We start from the raw sequence: 14,778 nt of genomic DNA on the forward strand, positions 1-14,778 counted from the left end.
TCGCTTTCCCGCATAACGGTTTTTTGGACTAGGTGGCGAACCAACCGCTAAACCACCTAGTCAATAAGGGTCTACATACTCATTAAACTTTCAATCGATTCTTCGATACTAAGTTCGTGATAGCTCTGAATGGATTGACCATCATGAGCATCAATGAGGATGCGGTGGATATTGGTAGTGCCGTGTTGATCGATGATGCCGAGAGTTTGTTCAACATTGTCACACGTCATAGTGAGCTCGTCATTGAGCACAATAGTGCAAGAGTGCAGGTTCATAGCCAACTTCCTTATTATTTTTTAGTCTGCATTAATAACTTTAGAAGAAGAAAAACAGTTGGCAAATTCGATACAGTTCCGAAAATGGCTAGTAATTATTGTGTGAAGATTTAGACTTTGGGTAACAGTTTGAACGATATCGGAAAAGCACATGGAAAGTGGCCTTGTCACTCTGACACAAAAAGATTGTCATAACGCTAGAATAGCCCGCGATAGCCGCTTTGATGGGCGCTTTTATGTGGCAGTTAAAACGACAGGCATCTTTTGCCGACCTATTTGCCCAGCGAATCTACCTAAAGAAGAGAACGTAGAATATTACTTCGATAAGGCACAAGCACTGCAAGCCGGCTATCGTCCTTGTTTGCGTTGCAGGCCAGATAGCGCGCCAAGTTCTTGGGCGTGGAAGGGGGTGGAAGTGACCTTTCAACGAGCGGTTAAGCTTATAGAGCAGGGTGCGCTGCATCATGCCTCTTTGGTTGAGCTGTCTGAGCGATTAGGAATTAGTGATCGCTATCTGCGCAAGCTTTTCAATCAATACCTTGGTATGTCACCGAAGCAGTATGCGCTTTATTATCAACTGATGTTTGCTAAGCAACTGCTTCATACCAGTCAATTGTCGATCACAGATGTTGCTCTGGCGAGTGGGTTTAATAGTGTGCGACGTTTTAATGATGCGTTTAAACAAGTCATGAAGTTGCCTCCCTCCCAAGTAAGAAAAAGTAGTTCGATTCAAACGGAATCTAATCATGTTGATCTCGCTTTTCGCGGTCCGCTGAATTGGCAGCATATGCTGGACTTCTACCGGTTGAGAGCAATTTCAGGGTTAGAAACAGTGACTGATACTAGCTATCAAAGGCACTTTGAGTTGGAGAGGCAAACAGGGTGGTTCTCAATCTCCAACCCTAAGACCGGTATTATGCGCGTCGAGTTTAAACTCGATGATATGTCGCTGTTAAGAAACTTGGTTAATCAATTGAGGCGTATGTTTGATCTCGACAGTGACATATTACAGATCGAGCAGCACCTATCCGATATAGAACCTCAATTAGTTAAATGCTCTGGTATTCGTATTCCTGGAGTATGGAGTACATGGGAGGCGGGCGTTCGAGCCATTCTTGGTCAGCAAGTTTCGATTAAAGCGGCGATTGGTCAGTTGAACTTATTAGTGAACACGCTACAAGCTGACTGTGTGACGCATTTTCCTACGCCTTTGGAAGTTGCTGCGGCTGACCTAAGCTTCCTACGTATGCCGCAAAGCCGTAAAGATACGTTAAAGCGCTTTGCACACTATATGATTGATGAGTTTGATGCTCCACTAGAGCATTGGCTAGAGCTGAAAGGAGTAGGGCCTTGGACGGTCAGCTACGCACGTTTGCGAGGGGCGTCTGAACCAAACTGTTTTCTGGAGGGGGATTTAGTGGTGAGAAAAGCCCTCAATCTTTTCCCTAAGTTATCGGCTGCGACGGCTTCTCCATGGGGGAGCTACGCAACATTCCATTGCTGGAGTCATGCATGAACAACCGTTACACCACCTATGTTTCACCATTAGGCACAATAACGCTACAAGCCAACGAGAACGGCTTGCTTGGCGTTTGGTTTGAGATCCAGACAACACAACCTGAAGAGTTAGGTCAATTGTCGGAAAATGATCCTATACTTATTAAAGCAATCAAGCAGTTAGAAGAGTATTTTTCTGGCGATAGAACGGAGTTTGATTTACCAATTTCGGCGGTTGGAACTGAGTTTCAGCAGCAAGTATGGAAGGCGCTGATGACCATTCCATACGGTGAAACTTGGAGCTATCAAGATTTGGCCAACGCTATCGGTAACCCCAAAGCAGTAAGGGCCGTCGGGCTAGCCAATGGAAAGAATCCTGTTTCGGTGATTGTGCCCTGCCATAGAGTCATCGGCAAAAATGGCAAGCTCACTGGATACGCAGGTGGCGTAGAAAGAAAATCTAAGCTTTTGAAACTAGAACGAATGGAGTAACGCCATGGTTAAGCAGCAATCAGTTATAGCGATATTACTTTCTAGCGTAGTGTCATTAACTCTGTTTGGTTGCTCGGAAGAAAAAGCAGAGCGCATGCTTAATAAAGAAACCTACTCTTTTACAGGGGTGTTTGAGAATCAATTTAATGGTGATTTGCTTGAATTTAAAGATGCGAAAGTGACATATATTAACTCTAAAGGGCTTGATTTTACTAAGCCCTTTGAGGTTGATGATGACCATTTAACGATTCAAATGCGCAACAGTTCGAAGGAAAAACGTGAAGATATTGTGATGCGTATCCATGGTCAGAGTGAGCTTCTGACTTGCAATGTCTGTGCGAAGTATGACATTGCAAGTATCTGGTTAAAGAAAGATTTTGTGCCCTCTACGGCGCCGTTAAGTGAATAAGCTTCCATTGAGCATCATATGAACAGCAATACTTGCAGCGTAACCAATTGCAATCACGGGCATCCATTTTAGGTGACCAAAGAAGGTGTACTTACCGTGTGCCGCTCCCATCAAAGCCACACCTGCCGCAGAACCAATAGAAAGTAAACTACCACCCACGCCAGCGGTTAAAGTTACCAGTAGCCAGTTGCCCATATCCATCGCAGGTTCCATGGTGAGTACAGCAAACATAACCGGAATGTTGTCGACAATTGCAGACAGAATACCAACCATGACGTTAGCCCAAATAGGGTCCCATTGGGTGTACATCACTTCTGAGATCATTCCAAGGTAACCGAGTAAACTTAAGCCGCCGACACACATAACGACGCCGTAGAAGAACAGCAGCGTATCCCACTCGGCGTGGGAGACACGTCTAAATACATCGAACGGCACCACAGATCCTAAGCGCTTTAACGCAATATCATCCCGGTTTTCTATCGCAATCAAAGATTTCTTGTGCAAAGACGCTTTGAGCGTTCTGCGTAGGAAGAAACCAAAGAACTGAAGATAGGCTAACCCCATCATCATGCCAATTACAGGTGGGAAGTGTAGCACCGCATGGAAGGCCACCGCGGTTGCGATAGTCAGTATAAACAGGGCAACGATTCGTCTTGCACCACGTTTGAGTTCGACATGCTGGTGGACAACATTTGGGCTCGCGTCCGGCACAAACATCGACATGATAATCGCGGGCAAAACATAGTTAACTACAGAGGGAACAAACAGTGGCATAAACTCAGCAAACGAGACGTGGCCTGCTTGCCATACCATCAAGGTCGTAATATCACCGAACGGACTAAACGCGCCGCCGGCATTTGCTGCAATGACAATGTTGATACACGCAAGGTTAATGAACTTAGTGTTATCTCCTGCCACTTTCATCACCACAGCGCACATGAGTAGCGCGGTGGTTAGGTTATCGGCAATCGGTGAAATGAAAAATGCCAATATACCGGTTAGCCAGAATAGGGTTTTAAAGTTAAATCCTTTACCCACCATCCAAGCTTGTAAGGCATCAAACAGCCTGCGTTCTTCCATCGCACTGATGTAGGTCATGGCGACGAGCAAGAACAGTAGCAGTTCGGCATACTCGAGCAAGTTGTGTTCAAGCGCTGCTTTAGCAACTTCGATTTGATCGTGTTGAGAATACACATAACCGATCATCGCCCAAATAATACCGGCTGCAAGTAGAACAGGTTTTGATTTTCTAAGTTGCAGGTATTCTTCCAGCATGACAAGTGTATAGGCGATGCCGAAAATGATCAGCGCAGCGTAGCCTATGGTTGATTGGGTAAGAGGTAATATTTGATCAGAAGATGATGCGGCGAATGTTGAAAAGGGCAGAAAAAAAAGGGTGACAAAAATGGACCACTGCAATTTCATACTTTCACTCCTTTGAAAGCGGATTGTTGTTTTATGTTTTGTGACACCATTTTAAAGATGAATGCGTTTTACGTATGTGAAGTAGGTTTGATCTGCTTGAATTGTCAGCGATTAATTAACAAATTATGAATCATTATGATGTGCAATGTTGATTTATTGGTGTGGTTTGATGTGCTAATTATGCGAGTAATCACAAAATATGATCGTGATTGAAAGCGAAAACATAAGTCGTGGTACTACTTGATACGGATCATCATACTGCCCGGTGCTTTACTTCATGATTCTATGTGTTCTGTTCCACATATGAATACATAGGTGAATTATGTCTAATCCAACTCAAAAAGAGCGAAAGGTAACATGGGGCTGCTACGCTGCCTTGGCCTTCGCAGTGGTGTTTTTCTCTGGCTTGATGAAGTCGAACGAATGGTATGGGGTTCTTGACTTTACGACCTTGAATGGCTCGTTTGGTTCTGTCGCTTATGATGTAAAAGAGACTGCCGAAGGCGTTGAAGCCGCGACTACTTCTTTACGTGGTAAAGGGGGCAGTGGTGCGCGCGATGGATTTATCTTTGCTCTAACCCTAATCCCAACGGTTATGTTCGCACTTGGTGTGATCAACGTACTTGAGCACTACGGTGCGCTTGACGCGGCGCGCAAGCTTCTATCTCCTCTATTACGTCCTTTGATGGGTATTCCGGGCAGCTCTGGTCTTGCCTTGATTGCATCCCTGCAAAGTACCGATGCTGGCGCAGCCATGACTCGTCAACTTAAGGACGAAGGGCGACTCACCAAGCGTGAAACGGATGTCTTCACCATGTTCCAGTTCACTGCGGGTGCGACCATTGTTAACTTCTTCTCATCAGGCGCAGTGCTCTTCACTTTAACCATGGTTGATGGTTCTCTAGCGGTGACTTCGTCTATTGGTCTTGCCGTAGCGATTATGTTCATCTTCAAGTTTATCGGCGCGAATCTATTCCGCATTTATCTCAACATCACAGAAGGTAAAGAAGGAAAGCAAGACAAAGATAATGCGCAAAATCTAAAAGAGGAGACAGCACAATGAGTGAAGTACAAGCGAAAAAGCCAATGGTAACCGACATCTTCGTTGAGGGTGCTAAGAAAGGCTGGGTGATTGCGACAACCTCGACTGTTCCTAACGTATTGATGGCGTTTGTGATCATCAAAGCGCTGCAAATTACTGGTGCACTGGATTTAATGGGTACAATCTTCTCTCCAATTATGGCGGTATTTGGCCTGCCGGGAGAGGCAGCCGCAGTACTGATTGGTGCTTGGATGTCGATGGGTGGCGCGGTAGGTGTGGTTATCACGCTGTTTGACCAAGGCATTCTTAATGGTGCACATATCGCGATTCTTGCCCCTGCCATTTATCTGATGGGCTCTCAGGTTCAATACATGGGACGCATCATGGGCCCTATCGGCACTGAAGGTCGTTACATTCCTGTGATGATCGCTATCTCAGTACTTAACGCATTCGGTGCAATGCTTGTCATGAACTTGTTTGTGTAGAGGTTAACGATGAATTTCTCTTTAAATGAGTATTTAGAAGAACTGCGTCCTTTAATCGACGTGGACTGCGGTACTTACACACTTGATGGCATCGAATTTATCGCTTCTCAGTTTGAAGCTAAGTTCCAAGCGCTATCGGGCTGGAGTGTTCAACGTGTAGATTGCGGTAAAGCAGGTGTTGGTTTAGAAATTCGCAATAAGCCTCAAGCTGAGCAGATTGATGTAATGCTAGTAGGGCATATGGATACTGTGTTTCCGGTAGGGACAGCGGAAATCAGACCCATGTCCCTTGACCAAGATAAGGCCTATGGTCCGGGTGTGTCAGATATGAAGTCTGGCTTACTCAATATCGTTTATGCAATGCGTAACCTTGACCAAGCAGTACTAGATAAGCTTTCTATCTGTGTTTGTATGAACCCAGATGAAGAAACTGGATCATTAGATTCTGTCGAGTGGATTCAATCAATCGCCATGAAAGCAAAAAACGTATTGGTTGCTGAAGCGGCTCGAGCTGACGGTGGTTTGGTTAAAGCTCGCAAGGGTATGGCACGTTACAAGCTGAGCTTTAATGGCGTTGCCGCGCACGCTGGAAATGAACCTGAGAAGGGTCGCAGCGCTATTACTGAAATGGCAAACTGGATCTTAGCCATTAATGGTATGACTAACTTTGCATCTGGCACGACACTCAATGTTGGGATTGTTTCAGGCGGCGCTGGCGCAAATATTGTACCTGAGCAAGCAGAGGCGATTGTTGACATCCGTTTCTGGAACAATGCGGAATACGATGAGGTCGATACAAAGCTCAACGGAATGGCGAAAACGCCATTTGTTGAAGGTGTGAAGATTGAGCTTGAGCGTGAAGCCTACAAGCCCTCTATGGTGCCGAGCGCTGAAACTGAATCTTTGATGGCATTGGTTGAACAATCCGCGCAAGAGCTATCGATTGATATCAACTGGAAGGAAGTCGGTGGTGGTTCCGATGCGAACAACACGGCGATTTTAGGTGTGCCAACACTAGATGGTCTTGGCCCAATTGGTGCGGGCTTCCACAGTGACCAAGAGTACTTGTTACTAGAGTCCATCGAGCCACGAATTAAGCTTTTGATGCGAGTGATTGAAAAGTTAGCGCATTAATCTGTTGCCTACATAGTTAATAAAAACAAGCCCCGATATTGATATCGGGGCTTTCTATTTTCAGCTTTCAAAGTAAGACTTAAGCTTCTCTCTTAACCATTGATTGGCGGGGCTATGCTTCATGCGGTTATGCGTCATCATTCGGTATTTGACCGGAAGGTTAGTAAATGGAGCATCCAGTACTTGTAAATCTAATTTGTCGGCAAATTGATCAGCAATGCTTCTTACCATGGCTGCTAGGCAGTTGCTGTTGGAAATCATGGTCATCTGTGACACGAGTGAGTCACACTCTGCGGCGACATTTCGCTCTGCAATTACTTCTTCAGTAAAATAATCGGCGAGATAGGCATCTTCCCGCCTCAGCTTTAGCGTCACATGCTTTTCGCTATAAAACTGCTCTAAACTCAGTCCCCCCTTTATTCGAGGATGCTCTTTGCGGGCAATCACACACAGTTCATCGGTATAAAAATATTCGGAAAAAAAAGAGGGCGCGGAATAGTTGGCAAAATCAATGGCCAAATCTGCTTTTTGCTGGCTTAGGTTGTGGAGTAGTTTCTCTTCGTTCGATTGCGTTGGGTGAAGTTCAATTTGCACCTTACCCAGTGTTGGGTCTGCTTCGATTTTTGGCAGCAGCATTAACATCATGGGCTCGGATGTGTAAACGACAAAGCGACGTGAACTAGCAGTGCTGAATGACTCCATTCCTTCTATTGCGTTAGTAATCTGATTCAGTGCAGGCTCAATTTGACGAGCGAGCTCGTGGGCTTGATGGGTTGGTGCGATACCTCGACCTGAACGTATAAAAAGCTGAACGCCTAGTTGCTGCTGCAAACGCTTAAGCACACCGCTCACACCGGGTTGAGTCAAGCCCATCACCTCTGCAGCGATGGTAATTGAGCGATGCTCGTAGACAGAGATAAACACTTTCAACAAATTCAGATCGATACTGCTTTCTTGCATTTAAGGAGCTCCAATACATCGTAATTTGTGATGTTTTAAATAAACATTGATGTATATATTGTGATGTGTCAACCGAATAAAGTAGCCATGTAACCACAATAAGACCTAACGAGGCTCACTATGACTATCCGTTTTGCACCATCTGCTATTTCACTAGCGCTTATCGTTTCATTTTCAGCGGCCGCGGATTATGCCAGCTTAGATACCTATCAAGGAAAGCCTGCTACAGAGCACACAAAGCAAGCCAATGAAGCATTAGCAAAGCAGTTACCTTGGCAAGACGTGACCGCATTTGAACGTACACAAAAGGGCCTGATTGCAGAATTTGGCACTCATGAAGCGGGTGAATTAAAGAATCGTTTTGAGTATATGTCTGATATGAGTGTGGATCAGTTACCTGCTTCGGTGAACCCTTCGATTTGGCGTCAAGGTATGCTCAATTACGCCGCGGGAGGCTTGTATCAAGTGACTGATGGCGTGTACCAAATTCGAGGAGCCGATCTTTCGAATATGACAATTTATCGTACTGACAATGGCTATGTGATTCATGACCCGTTGTTATCCAAGCAAGCTGCTGCGGCCTCTTGGGAGTTTGCCAAAATGCATCTGCCAAAAATAAATGGAGAGCATAAGATTACCGGTATGATTTACTCACACATGCATGCGGACCATTTTGGCGGTTCACGAGGCATTATAGAGTCAGGCGATTTTGTTAAAGGCGCACCAATTTATGCGCCTAATGATTTTATCAAAGAGCTCGCTGATGAAAATGTAATAGCAGGTACAGCTATGAGCCGTCGTGCCAACTACCAATATGGCACAACTTTAGATAACAATACCCAAGGCATTGTTGATAACGCGTTGGGCCTAGGCACTTCACGTGGCGAAGTCACTCTGGTTGCTCCGACAGTAGAAATAGAAGAGCGAGAAAAGGTCGTCACTATTGACGGTCTGGATTTCCACGCGATAAACATGCCGGGCGCGGAAGCGCCAGCCGAAATCGTACTCTACGTTCCGAAGTATCGCTCACTGAATACTGCAGAGCTTACTTACGATGGGATGCACAATATCTATACCTTCCGCGGAGCTAAAGTGCGTGATGCGCTAGTTTGGACAAAATACCTAACAGAACTCAAACTGCGTTATGTCGATAGTGGCTTGGTCGATAATATTCACGCCGCTCACTCTGCGCCTGTGTGGAATGATCCAGAGACTGAGAACAACGAAATCTCAGACTACATGACGCTACAGCGTGACAACTACGGTTTCATCCACAACCAAGCCATGCGCTTAGCGAACCATGGTGTGACGATTAACGATGTAGGTCGTGAAATCGAAAAGATTGTTCCGCAGTCGCAAATTGATACTTGGCATACCAACGGCTATCACGGTTCATACAGTCACAATGCTCGTGCCGTGGTCAACCTTTACCTTGGCTATCATGATATGAACCCAGTAAATACCAACCCACTCCAAACGACAGAAAAATCTTGTGTTTATGTTGAAGCAGCGGGAGCGGATGTACTGTTTAGTGCAGGGCAGAAACATTTCGAGCAGGGGCAATATCAGCAAGCATCTCAGCTATTTAATGATTTAGTCCAATGTGACCCAAGCAATATCGAGTATCGTTTTGCTTTAGCAGACAGTTTTGAACAGCAAGGTTACCAGTCTGAAACCATGGCGTGGCGCAACTCGTACTTGCAAGGTGCGGTAGAGCTGAGAACAGGAGAAATCAAGCCTTCTATCAAACTGGCTTCTCCGGACGTGATTGCCAATACACCAACAGGTATGTTCCTAGATTTCCTAGCGGTAAGGCTCAATGCAGAGAAAGCTGAACAGGCAGAGTTGGACTTTAGCTTTGGTATTCATCACCCTGATTTGAATGAATACTATTTTGGTGAAGTATCAAACTCGAACATGGCCAATATTCAAGTCGAAACGTTACCAGAAACTGACGTAATGCTAGACATCAGCAAAACAGATATGACGGATATGGTGCTTGGAAAGGTAACTCTAAAAGAGCTTACTCAATCTGGAAAAGCGAAACTCACAGGGGATTCTTCCTTAGTTGAAAAGCTAACCAGCAGCTTGGACGACTTTGACGGTATGTTTGAAATTTTGCCAATGCCTAATAAGTAACGATTAACGTCAACAAAAGCGCCTCGGTCATTACAGCCGAGGCGCTGTTGTATAGGGTTATGATACTCTACAGATATTAATTCTCATTTACATTTCTGATACTATCCCTGATTCATCAAGAGGCAAAGAGTGGGAATCCAATGGACAACAGTATCGAGCGATTTTCAAATGGGTTTAATCGAGTCAGCAAACTGCTGTCTTACATCCATTCTCACTTACACTTGCCACTAGGTTTGGATGAGCTCGCCCAACAAAGCTGCTGGTCTCGCTGGCAACTGCAACGCGTTTTTCAAGCTGAAACAGGGCTCTCCGTTGCTAGCTATGTGCGAGAGTTAAAGCTGAGCAGTGCTGCTGAACTTCTATTGGATACCTCAGAGCGTGTGATCGATATTGGTTTATCGCTTGGTTTTAGTTCAGAGATCAGTTTTAGCCGCTCGTTTAAACAGAAATTCGGCATGAGCCCGAGAGCCTATCGAAAGTTAGGACTAAGAACAGGGCTGCGTAAGCCGATAGAAAACCCAGCAGAGAGAAACTGCGCGCTAGTCGCGAGCTTTGTTGAAGTAAGAGTTGAGTCGAAGAGTGGCTTTTTGCTCAAAGGTATTCATGATGAGATTCATGGCTTGTTTTCGATTACCCCTGACTTTCAACAAAAAGTCCCTCAGTTATGGCGCAAGCTGGAAGAGGCTGTAGCTAGCAGTACCTCAGAACGTTTACCCGCTATGGGTGTGATTGATGTTACCCACAGCCACTTTGATGGCAGTAATATCCACTATTGGGCTGGCGTTGAACTGGGTGAAATGCCACTTTATCCTCAGTTACCTTCATTGATATCAGACCAACTTGATACCCTCTCTGTCCCTAGCCAAACCTATGCCGTTATCAAACATAAGGGGCCAGTGGCTAACTTACCTAAAACCTTGGAGTGGTTTGTTCTTCATTGGCTGCCTAACTCAGGCTATAGAGGCGTCGATGGCTTTGAGCTGGAATGTTACCCAGCAGAATATGACCATTTATCTGACGAGGCAGAAATGGAGTATTGGGTACCTATTACTGTTTCCATCTAGACTAGCCTGCTCATTGTTGATAGTTAAATTAGTTAATCTGGCAAAGATGCACCAAATTGTTAACTTTCTTATTGTTAGATTCGTACAATGCAAATGATATTTATTCTTAATTAGAAAAAGCATTGGTATTTGAGGGAATCATGACAACTCCAACCTATTTTAAGCGCTCAACCCTTTCATTGGCGCTGCTGACCACCTTTTCACATCCAGTTTTAGCAGCGGACGAGACAAATCAAGACACGACCCAACTCGAAACCATTACGGTAATGGGCAAAGCCTATCGTAATACCGCAACCAAAACAGCTTTAGAGCCAGAGGAAACCCCGCAGGGTATCACGGTTATTGAGGGTGAACAGCTAGAACAAAGAGGTGTTAAATCCTTGAATCAAGCTCTTCGTTACACACCCGGAGTTGTGACTGAGCAGAAAGGCTCATCTGTAACCATGTATGATACGTTTTCTATTCGAGGTTTTTCTAATAACCAAAGCTATTATGATGGGTTGGTTCTTCCTTTCTTGACTGGGTGGAACTTGCAGCCGCAAATTGACCCGATAATGATTCAGCAGATAGAGGTGTTCAAAGGTCCTACTTCTGTTTTGTATGGTGCAATGCCTCCCGGTGGTATGATCAATATGATCGCTAAAGCGCCGCAAAAAGAGGATAGCACTTCAGTTGGCTTAGCTACCGGATCACGAAACTTAATAGAAGCTTCGATTGATACTACTGGCTCGCTAAGTGAAAATGTCGCGTATCGATTCATTGCGTTGGCTCGAACTCAAGACAGTCAAGTCGATAATGCTAAAGAAGAGCGTTACCTTATTGCACCTTCAGTAGATTGGCAGGTAACAGACCGTACTCTTATTAACTTCAATCTATATTATCAGAATGATCCTTCAATGGGGATTAACTCTGCCACACCACATGTAGCTTTAGGAAAAGTTACACCCTCTGCTTCTATGGGAGATGCTAACTGGAGCGAGTTCGAACGTGAAGTTCTTATGCTAGGGTATAAAGTGAATCATGAGTTCAATGATACATGGTCTTTTCTACAGAACGCTCGTTATACCGATGCTTCACTGTATCAAGAAAATACGTACCACAGATGTATCAACTACGGAGGTCAAACTCTTTGTGGTTTTAATGAACAGACTGGTACTCTAGTGAGAAACCTTTACAGCACTGATGAGAGTTCTCAAGCTTTTGCGATAGATAATCAGCTTTCTGGCGATTTCAAATTTGGTAAGTGGCAGCATAGCCTACTATTGGGTATTGACTACCAACATCTTGAAGGTGATTCGTTGTACAAAGAGTTCAAGACAAGCAATAGCGCTTTCTATGGATTTAATGCTTACAACCCAAATAACAATTTACTGGATCGCTCAACGTTATCTGAAACGAGTAGAACACAGACCGATGTTGAAGCAGATCAACTGGGTTTCTACTTCCAAGATCAAATTCGCTATGACAGGTTGATCTTGTTAGCTGGTGGGCGCTTTGATAATTTTGAAGGAAGTACTCGAGCTAATGCCGGAAGTAAAGAAGCTACTAAACATAGCGAGTTCTCATACCGCGTAGGTGCATTGTATGAACTGGAGAATGGTGTTTCCCCATTTATAAGTTATGCAACTAGCTTTGAACCTACCGCAGGTCTGGATGTAAATAAAAATCCATTTAAACCGGAGACCAGTGAGCAAATTGAGGTAGGAGCTAAATACCAATCGCAAGATATGTCTAAAACTGCTTCAGTCTCTTTGTATAAAATAGTTAAGTCTGACGCGATCATTGCAAACCTAGAAGACTATGCTGATCCGAAAATGCAAATAGGTGAAGTAACTTCGCAAGGTATCGAATTGCAAGGGCAGTGGTTTGTTAATGAAAGCCTTGATATTTCAGCAAGCTATACTTACACGGATATGGAAGTAACGAAGGACAGTGCATACGATTTGGAAGGTACTACTCCAATATATGTTCCTGACCATACCGCAAATTTATGGGCTAATTACTTTGTATACGCTGGATCACTAGCTGGTACTAGATTGAGTGCAGGTGGTCGTTATGTAGGTGAAATGCAGATGGATACTACGAACAAGCAAGGTAAAGTGCCGTCTTACACGGTTTACGATTTGTCTGTTGGTTATGAATTAGGTAATGCAAGCGAGTCGTTAAGTGGAGCTACAGCTAATCTAATTGTAAACAACCTCTTCGATGAGGAATATTATACCTGCTATGACAAAGTGAATTGTTGGTTTGGTGCCGAGCAAAGTGTAGAGTTGAACGTTAAATACGACTTCTAATTGCACGCAAAACTTAGCTGTATTGCCTAGCAAACATTGAATTTCCCTCAATAGTTGGATAACCAATTATTGAGGGATTTTGATTTTTTGGGAAAAGTTCCGTATGAATTTATAAAAGTGTGAACTTGATCAGGCAAATGATTCTCGCCTTATATATTCATTTAATTAATAGGTATTACAAATACTTACATCTAATTGATAATTTTCAGTGTTACGTTGTGACAATTTTTATTTGTTCATAAGTGCTTAGTTGCACTTCATTTTTGAGTTTTACCTACTACGTTTTAGGTGTTCGCGCAGTTTTTAGTCTTTGAGCACTAATTCGGACAAGGTTAAACCCAATACGGACATACGTTATGAACATTAAATTATTAGCCGTCTCTATCGCGGCAGCAGCATGTGGTACTAACGCTTTCGCAGCAGAAATTTACAACAGCGAAGGTTCAACTCTTTCTCTCGGTGGTTATGTTGATGTAGGCATCGGTGAATATGGCTCTAGTAAAGAAGTCGAAGTTCACCAGGTATCGCCTCGTTTAAACGTCGGAGGAACTCAAGATTTAGGTAACGGAATTACAGTCGATGCTAAAGGTGAATGGGCACTAAATTACCTAGGGGGCGGTGATACTTCATTCACTACACGTCTAGGTTACATCGGTGCTACCCATGAACAAGCAGGACGAATCGCGTTTGGTACTCAGTGGGCGCCATACTATGATATCGCTGGTGTAGCGGACATGCCAATTGCGTTTGCTAATGACTTTTTGTATGCAAACCATGGCAATCTGGCTACGGCGCGTGGCGACAAGATGGTCACGTACCGTAATAGCCTATCATTTGCAGAAGATATGTCTTTGAGTCTTGGCTTAGGTTGGCAAGGTAAACATTCCGATTCAACCGAAACAGCTTCGACTGGTGATGGGGCAGTGACGGTGACACGTTCAACTGCTGAGTATGATGCCCGAGGTCAAGTGGCGGTTTCTTTCTCTGCTATGGGCGCTTCATTAGGGTACGTGTATAACAGCGGTGATGTAGATAATACCAAAGCCAAGTCTCATGCAGTGTCACTTAAATATGGTAGCTATGGAGATGGTATCTATGGCGCACTTGTTTACGCCGACAATAAAAACTTCTACAAAAGTTACTATGAGTCTAACCAGTATGAAGCTTTGCTCGCCTATGGGTTAGGTAATGGACTGAACTTAAGTGTTAACTATGAACAAGTGGAAGGTAAAACTTCCTCGACTGCGGCTAAAGGTACAGAGTTTAGCCAGAGTGCGATTCAAGCAGAGTATAACTTCACATCTAAACTCATTGGTTTTGTTGGCTATCAGTTTGAGGGCAGTAACGATATCAATGCTGCAAAAGATGATAAATGGACTATCGGTGCACGTTACTTCCTATAATTAAGAATCTACTGCCTTAACACATCTATGGTGTTGACGCCTATTCGGGATTGGATAGGCGTTTTTCTATTTTGATAAGTGATACCTCAGTAATATTGGGTATGAGCTCTTAATTTTGAAACCAAATCGTTTTTTTATTAGCCAATTAGCTTAGAATAT

13 protein-coding genes are annotated in these 14,778 nt (G+C 44.1%); 10 read left to right on the forward strand and 3 right to left on the reverse strand.

Annotated features, from left to right (window positions below; all coding sequences use genetic code 11):
- Positions 1–71 precede the first annotated feature (71 nt).
- Positions 72–275 (reverse strand): hypothetical protein, encoded by a 204-nt coding sequence (locus AC6R16_RS16350; RefSeq protein ID WP_500675075.1) that lies wholly within the window; start codon positions 273–275, stop codon positions 72–74.
- A 151-nt stretch (positions 276–426) separates the two neighbouring features.
- Here AC6R16_RS16350 and AC6R16_RS16355 point away from each other — a divergent pair, with 151 nt between their 5' ends.
- From AC6R16_RS16355 to AC6R16_RS16365, 3 genes are read left to right on the forward strand one after another with little or no spacing between them, the layout of a single operon-like run.
- Positions 427–1,791 (forward strand): DNA-3-methyladenine glycosylase 2 family protein, encoded by a 1,365-nt coding sequence (locus AC6R16_RS16355; RefSeq protein WP_500675076.1) that lies wholly within the window; start codon positions 427–429, stop codon positions 1,789–1,791.
- Positions 1,788–2,264 carry a methylated-DNA--[protein]-cysteine S-methyltransferase gene (locus tag AC6R16_RS16360; RefSeq protein ID WP_500675077.1) on the forward strand — a complete coding sequence of 159 codons (477 nt, stop codon included), beginning with the start codon at positions 1,788–1,790 and terminating at the stop codon, positions 2,262–2,264. Before AC6R16_RS16355 ends, AC6R16_RS16360 begins: the two co-directional genes overlap by 4 nt.
- Before the next feature lie 4 nt (positions 2,265–2,268).
- Positions 2,269–2,673, forward strand: a complete 405-nt coding sequence (locus tag AC6R16_RS16365) for a hypothetical protein (protein ID WP_500675078.1) — start codon at positions 2,269–2,271, stop codon at positions 2,671–2,673.
- Here the strand turns inward: AC6R16_RS16365 and nhaD are convergent.
- Positions 2,662–4,098, reverse strand: a complete 1,437-nt coding sequence (nhaD, locus tag AC6R16_RS16370) for a sodium:proton antiporter NhaD (protein ID WP_500675079.1) — start codon at positions 4,096–4,098, stop codon at positions 2,662–2,664. The genes AC6R16_RS16365 and nhaD overlap by 12 nt on opposite strands.
- Before the next feature lie 322 nt (positions 4,099–4,420).
- Between nhaD and AC6R16_RS16375 the strand changes: the two genes are divergently transcribed.
- The 3 genes from AC6R16_RS16375 to AC6R16_RS16385 are packed head-to-tail and all read left to right on the forward strand — an operon-like array spanning position 4,421 to position 6,759.
- A complete protein-coding gene (locus AC6R16_RS16375) occupies positions 4,421–5,161 on the forward strand; it encodes a nucleoside recognition domain-containing protein (protein WP_500640078.1) in 741 nt (246 codons plus the stop codon).
- Positions 5,158–5,625 carry a YjiG family protein gene (locus tag AC6R16_RS16380; protein WP_069668508.1) on the forward strand — a complete coding sequence of 156 codons (468 nt, stop codon included), beginning with the start codon at positions 5,158–5,160 and terminating at the stop codon, positions 5,623–5,625. The genes AC6R16_RS16375 and AC6R16_RS16380 overlap by 4 nt, the downstream gene beginning before the upstream one ends.
- A 9-nt stretch (positions 5,626–5,634) precedes the next feature.
- The gene (locus AC6R16_RS16385) at positions 5,635–6,759 is read left to right on the forward strand and encodes a M20 family metallopeptidase (protein ID WP_500675080.1); all 1,125 of its coding nucleotides are present in this window, start codon (positions 5,635–5,637) and stop codon (positions 6,757–6,759) included.
- A gap of 60 nt (positions 6,760–6,819) precedes the next feature.
- Here AC6R16_RS16385 and AC6R16_RS16390 read toward each other — a convergent pair whose 3' ends face one another.
- Entirely contained in the window at positions 6,820–7,719 is a 900-nt protein-coding gene (locus AC6R16_RS16390) for a LysR family transcriptional regulator (RefSeq protein ID WP_500675081.1), read from the reverse strand.
- 120 nt (positions 7,720–7,839) lie between these two features.
- Here AC6R16_RS16390 and AC6R16_RS16395 point away from each other — a divergent pair, with 120 nt between their 5' ends.
- The 4 genes from AC6R16_RS16395 to AC6R16_RS16410 all read left to right on the forward strand — a co-directional run bounded on the left by AC6R16_RS16395 (position 7,840) and on the right by AC6R16_RS16410 (position 14,619).
- Positions 7,840–9,858, forward strand: coding sequence for an alkyl/aryl-sulfatase (locus AC6R16_RS16395; RefSeq protein ID WP_500675082.1), 2,019 nt, complete (start codon positions 7,840–7,842; stop codon positions 9,856–9,858).
- Positions 9,859–9,998: 140 nt separating this feature from the next.
- On the forward strand, positions 9,999–10,922 hold the full coding sequence (locus tag AC6R16_RS16400) for an AraC family transcriptional regulator (protein WP_500675083.1): 924 nt from the start codon (positions 9,999–10,001) through the stop codon (positions 10,920–10,922).
- 140 nt (positions 10,923–11,062) lie between these two features.
- Positions 11,063–13,216, forward strand: a complete 2,154-nt coding sequence (locus tag AC6R16_RS16405) for a TonB-dependent siderophore receptor (protein ID WP_500675084.1) — start codon at positions 11,063–11,065, stop codon at positions 13,214–13,216.
- A 356-nt stretch (positions 13,217–13,572) separates the two neighbouring features.
- A complete protein-coding gene (locus AC6R16_RS16410; protein ID WP_500675085.1) occupies positions 13,573–14,619 on the forward strand; it encodes a porin in 1,047 nt (348 codons plus the stop codon).
- Positions 14,620–14,778: the final 159 nt, after the last annotated feature.

The sequence above is a fragment of the Vibrio sp. R10-SG3-ISO10 genome (genome assembly GCF_059834185.1).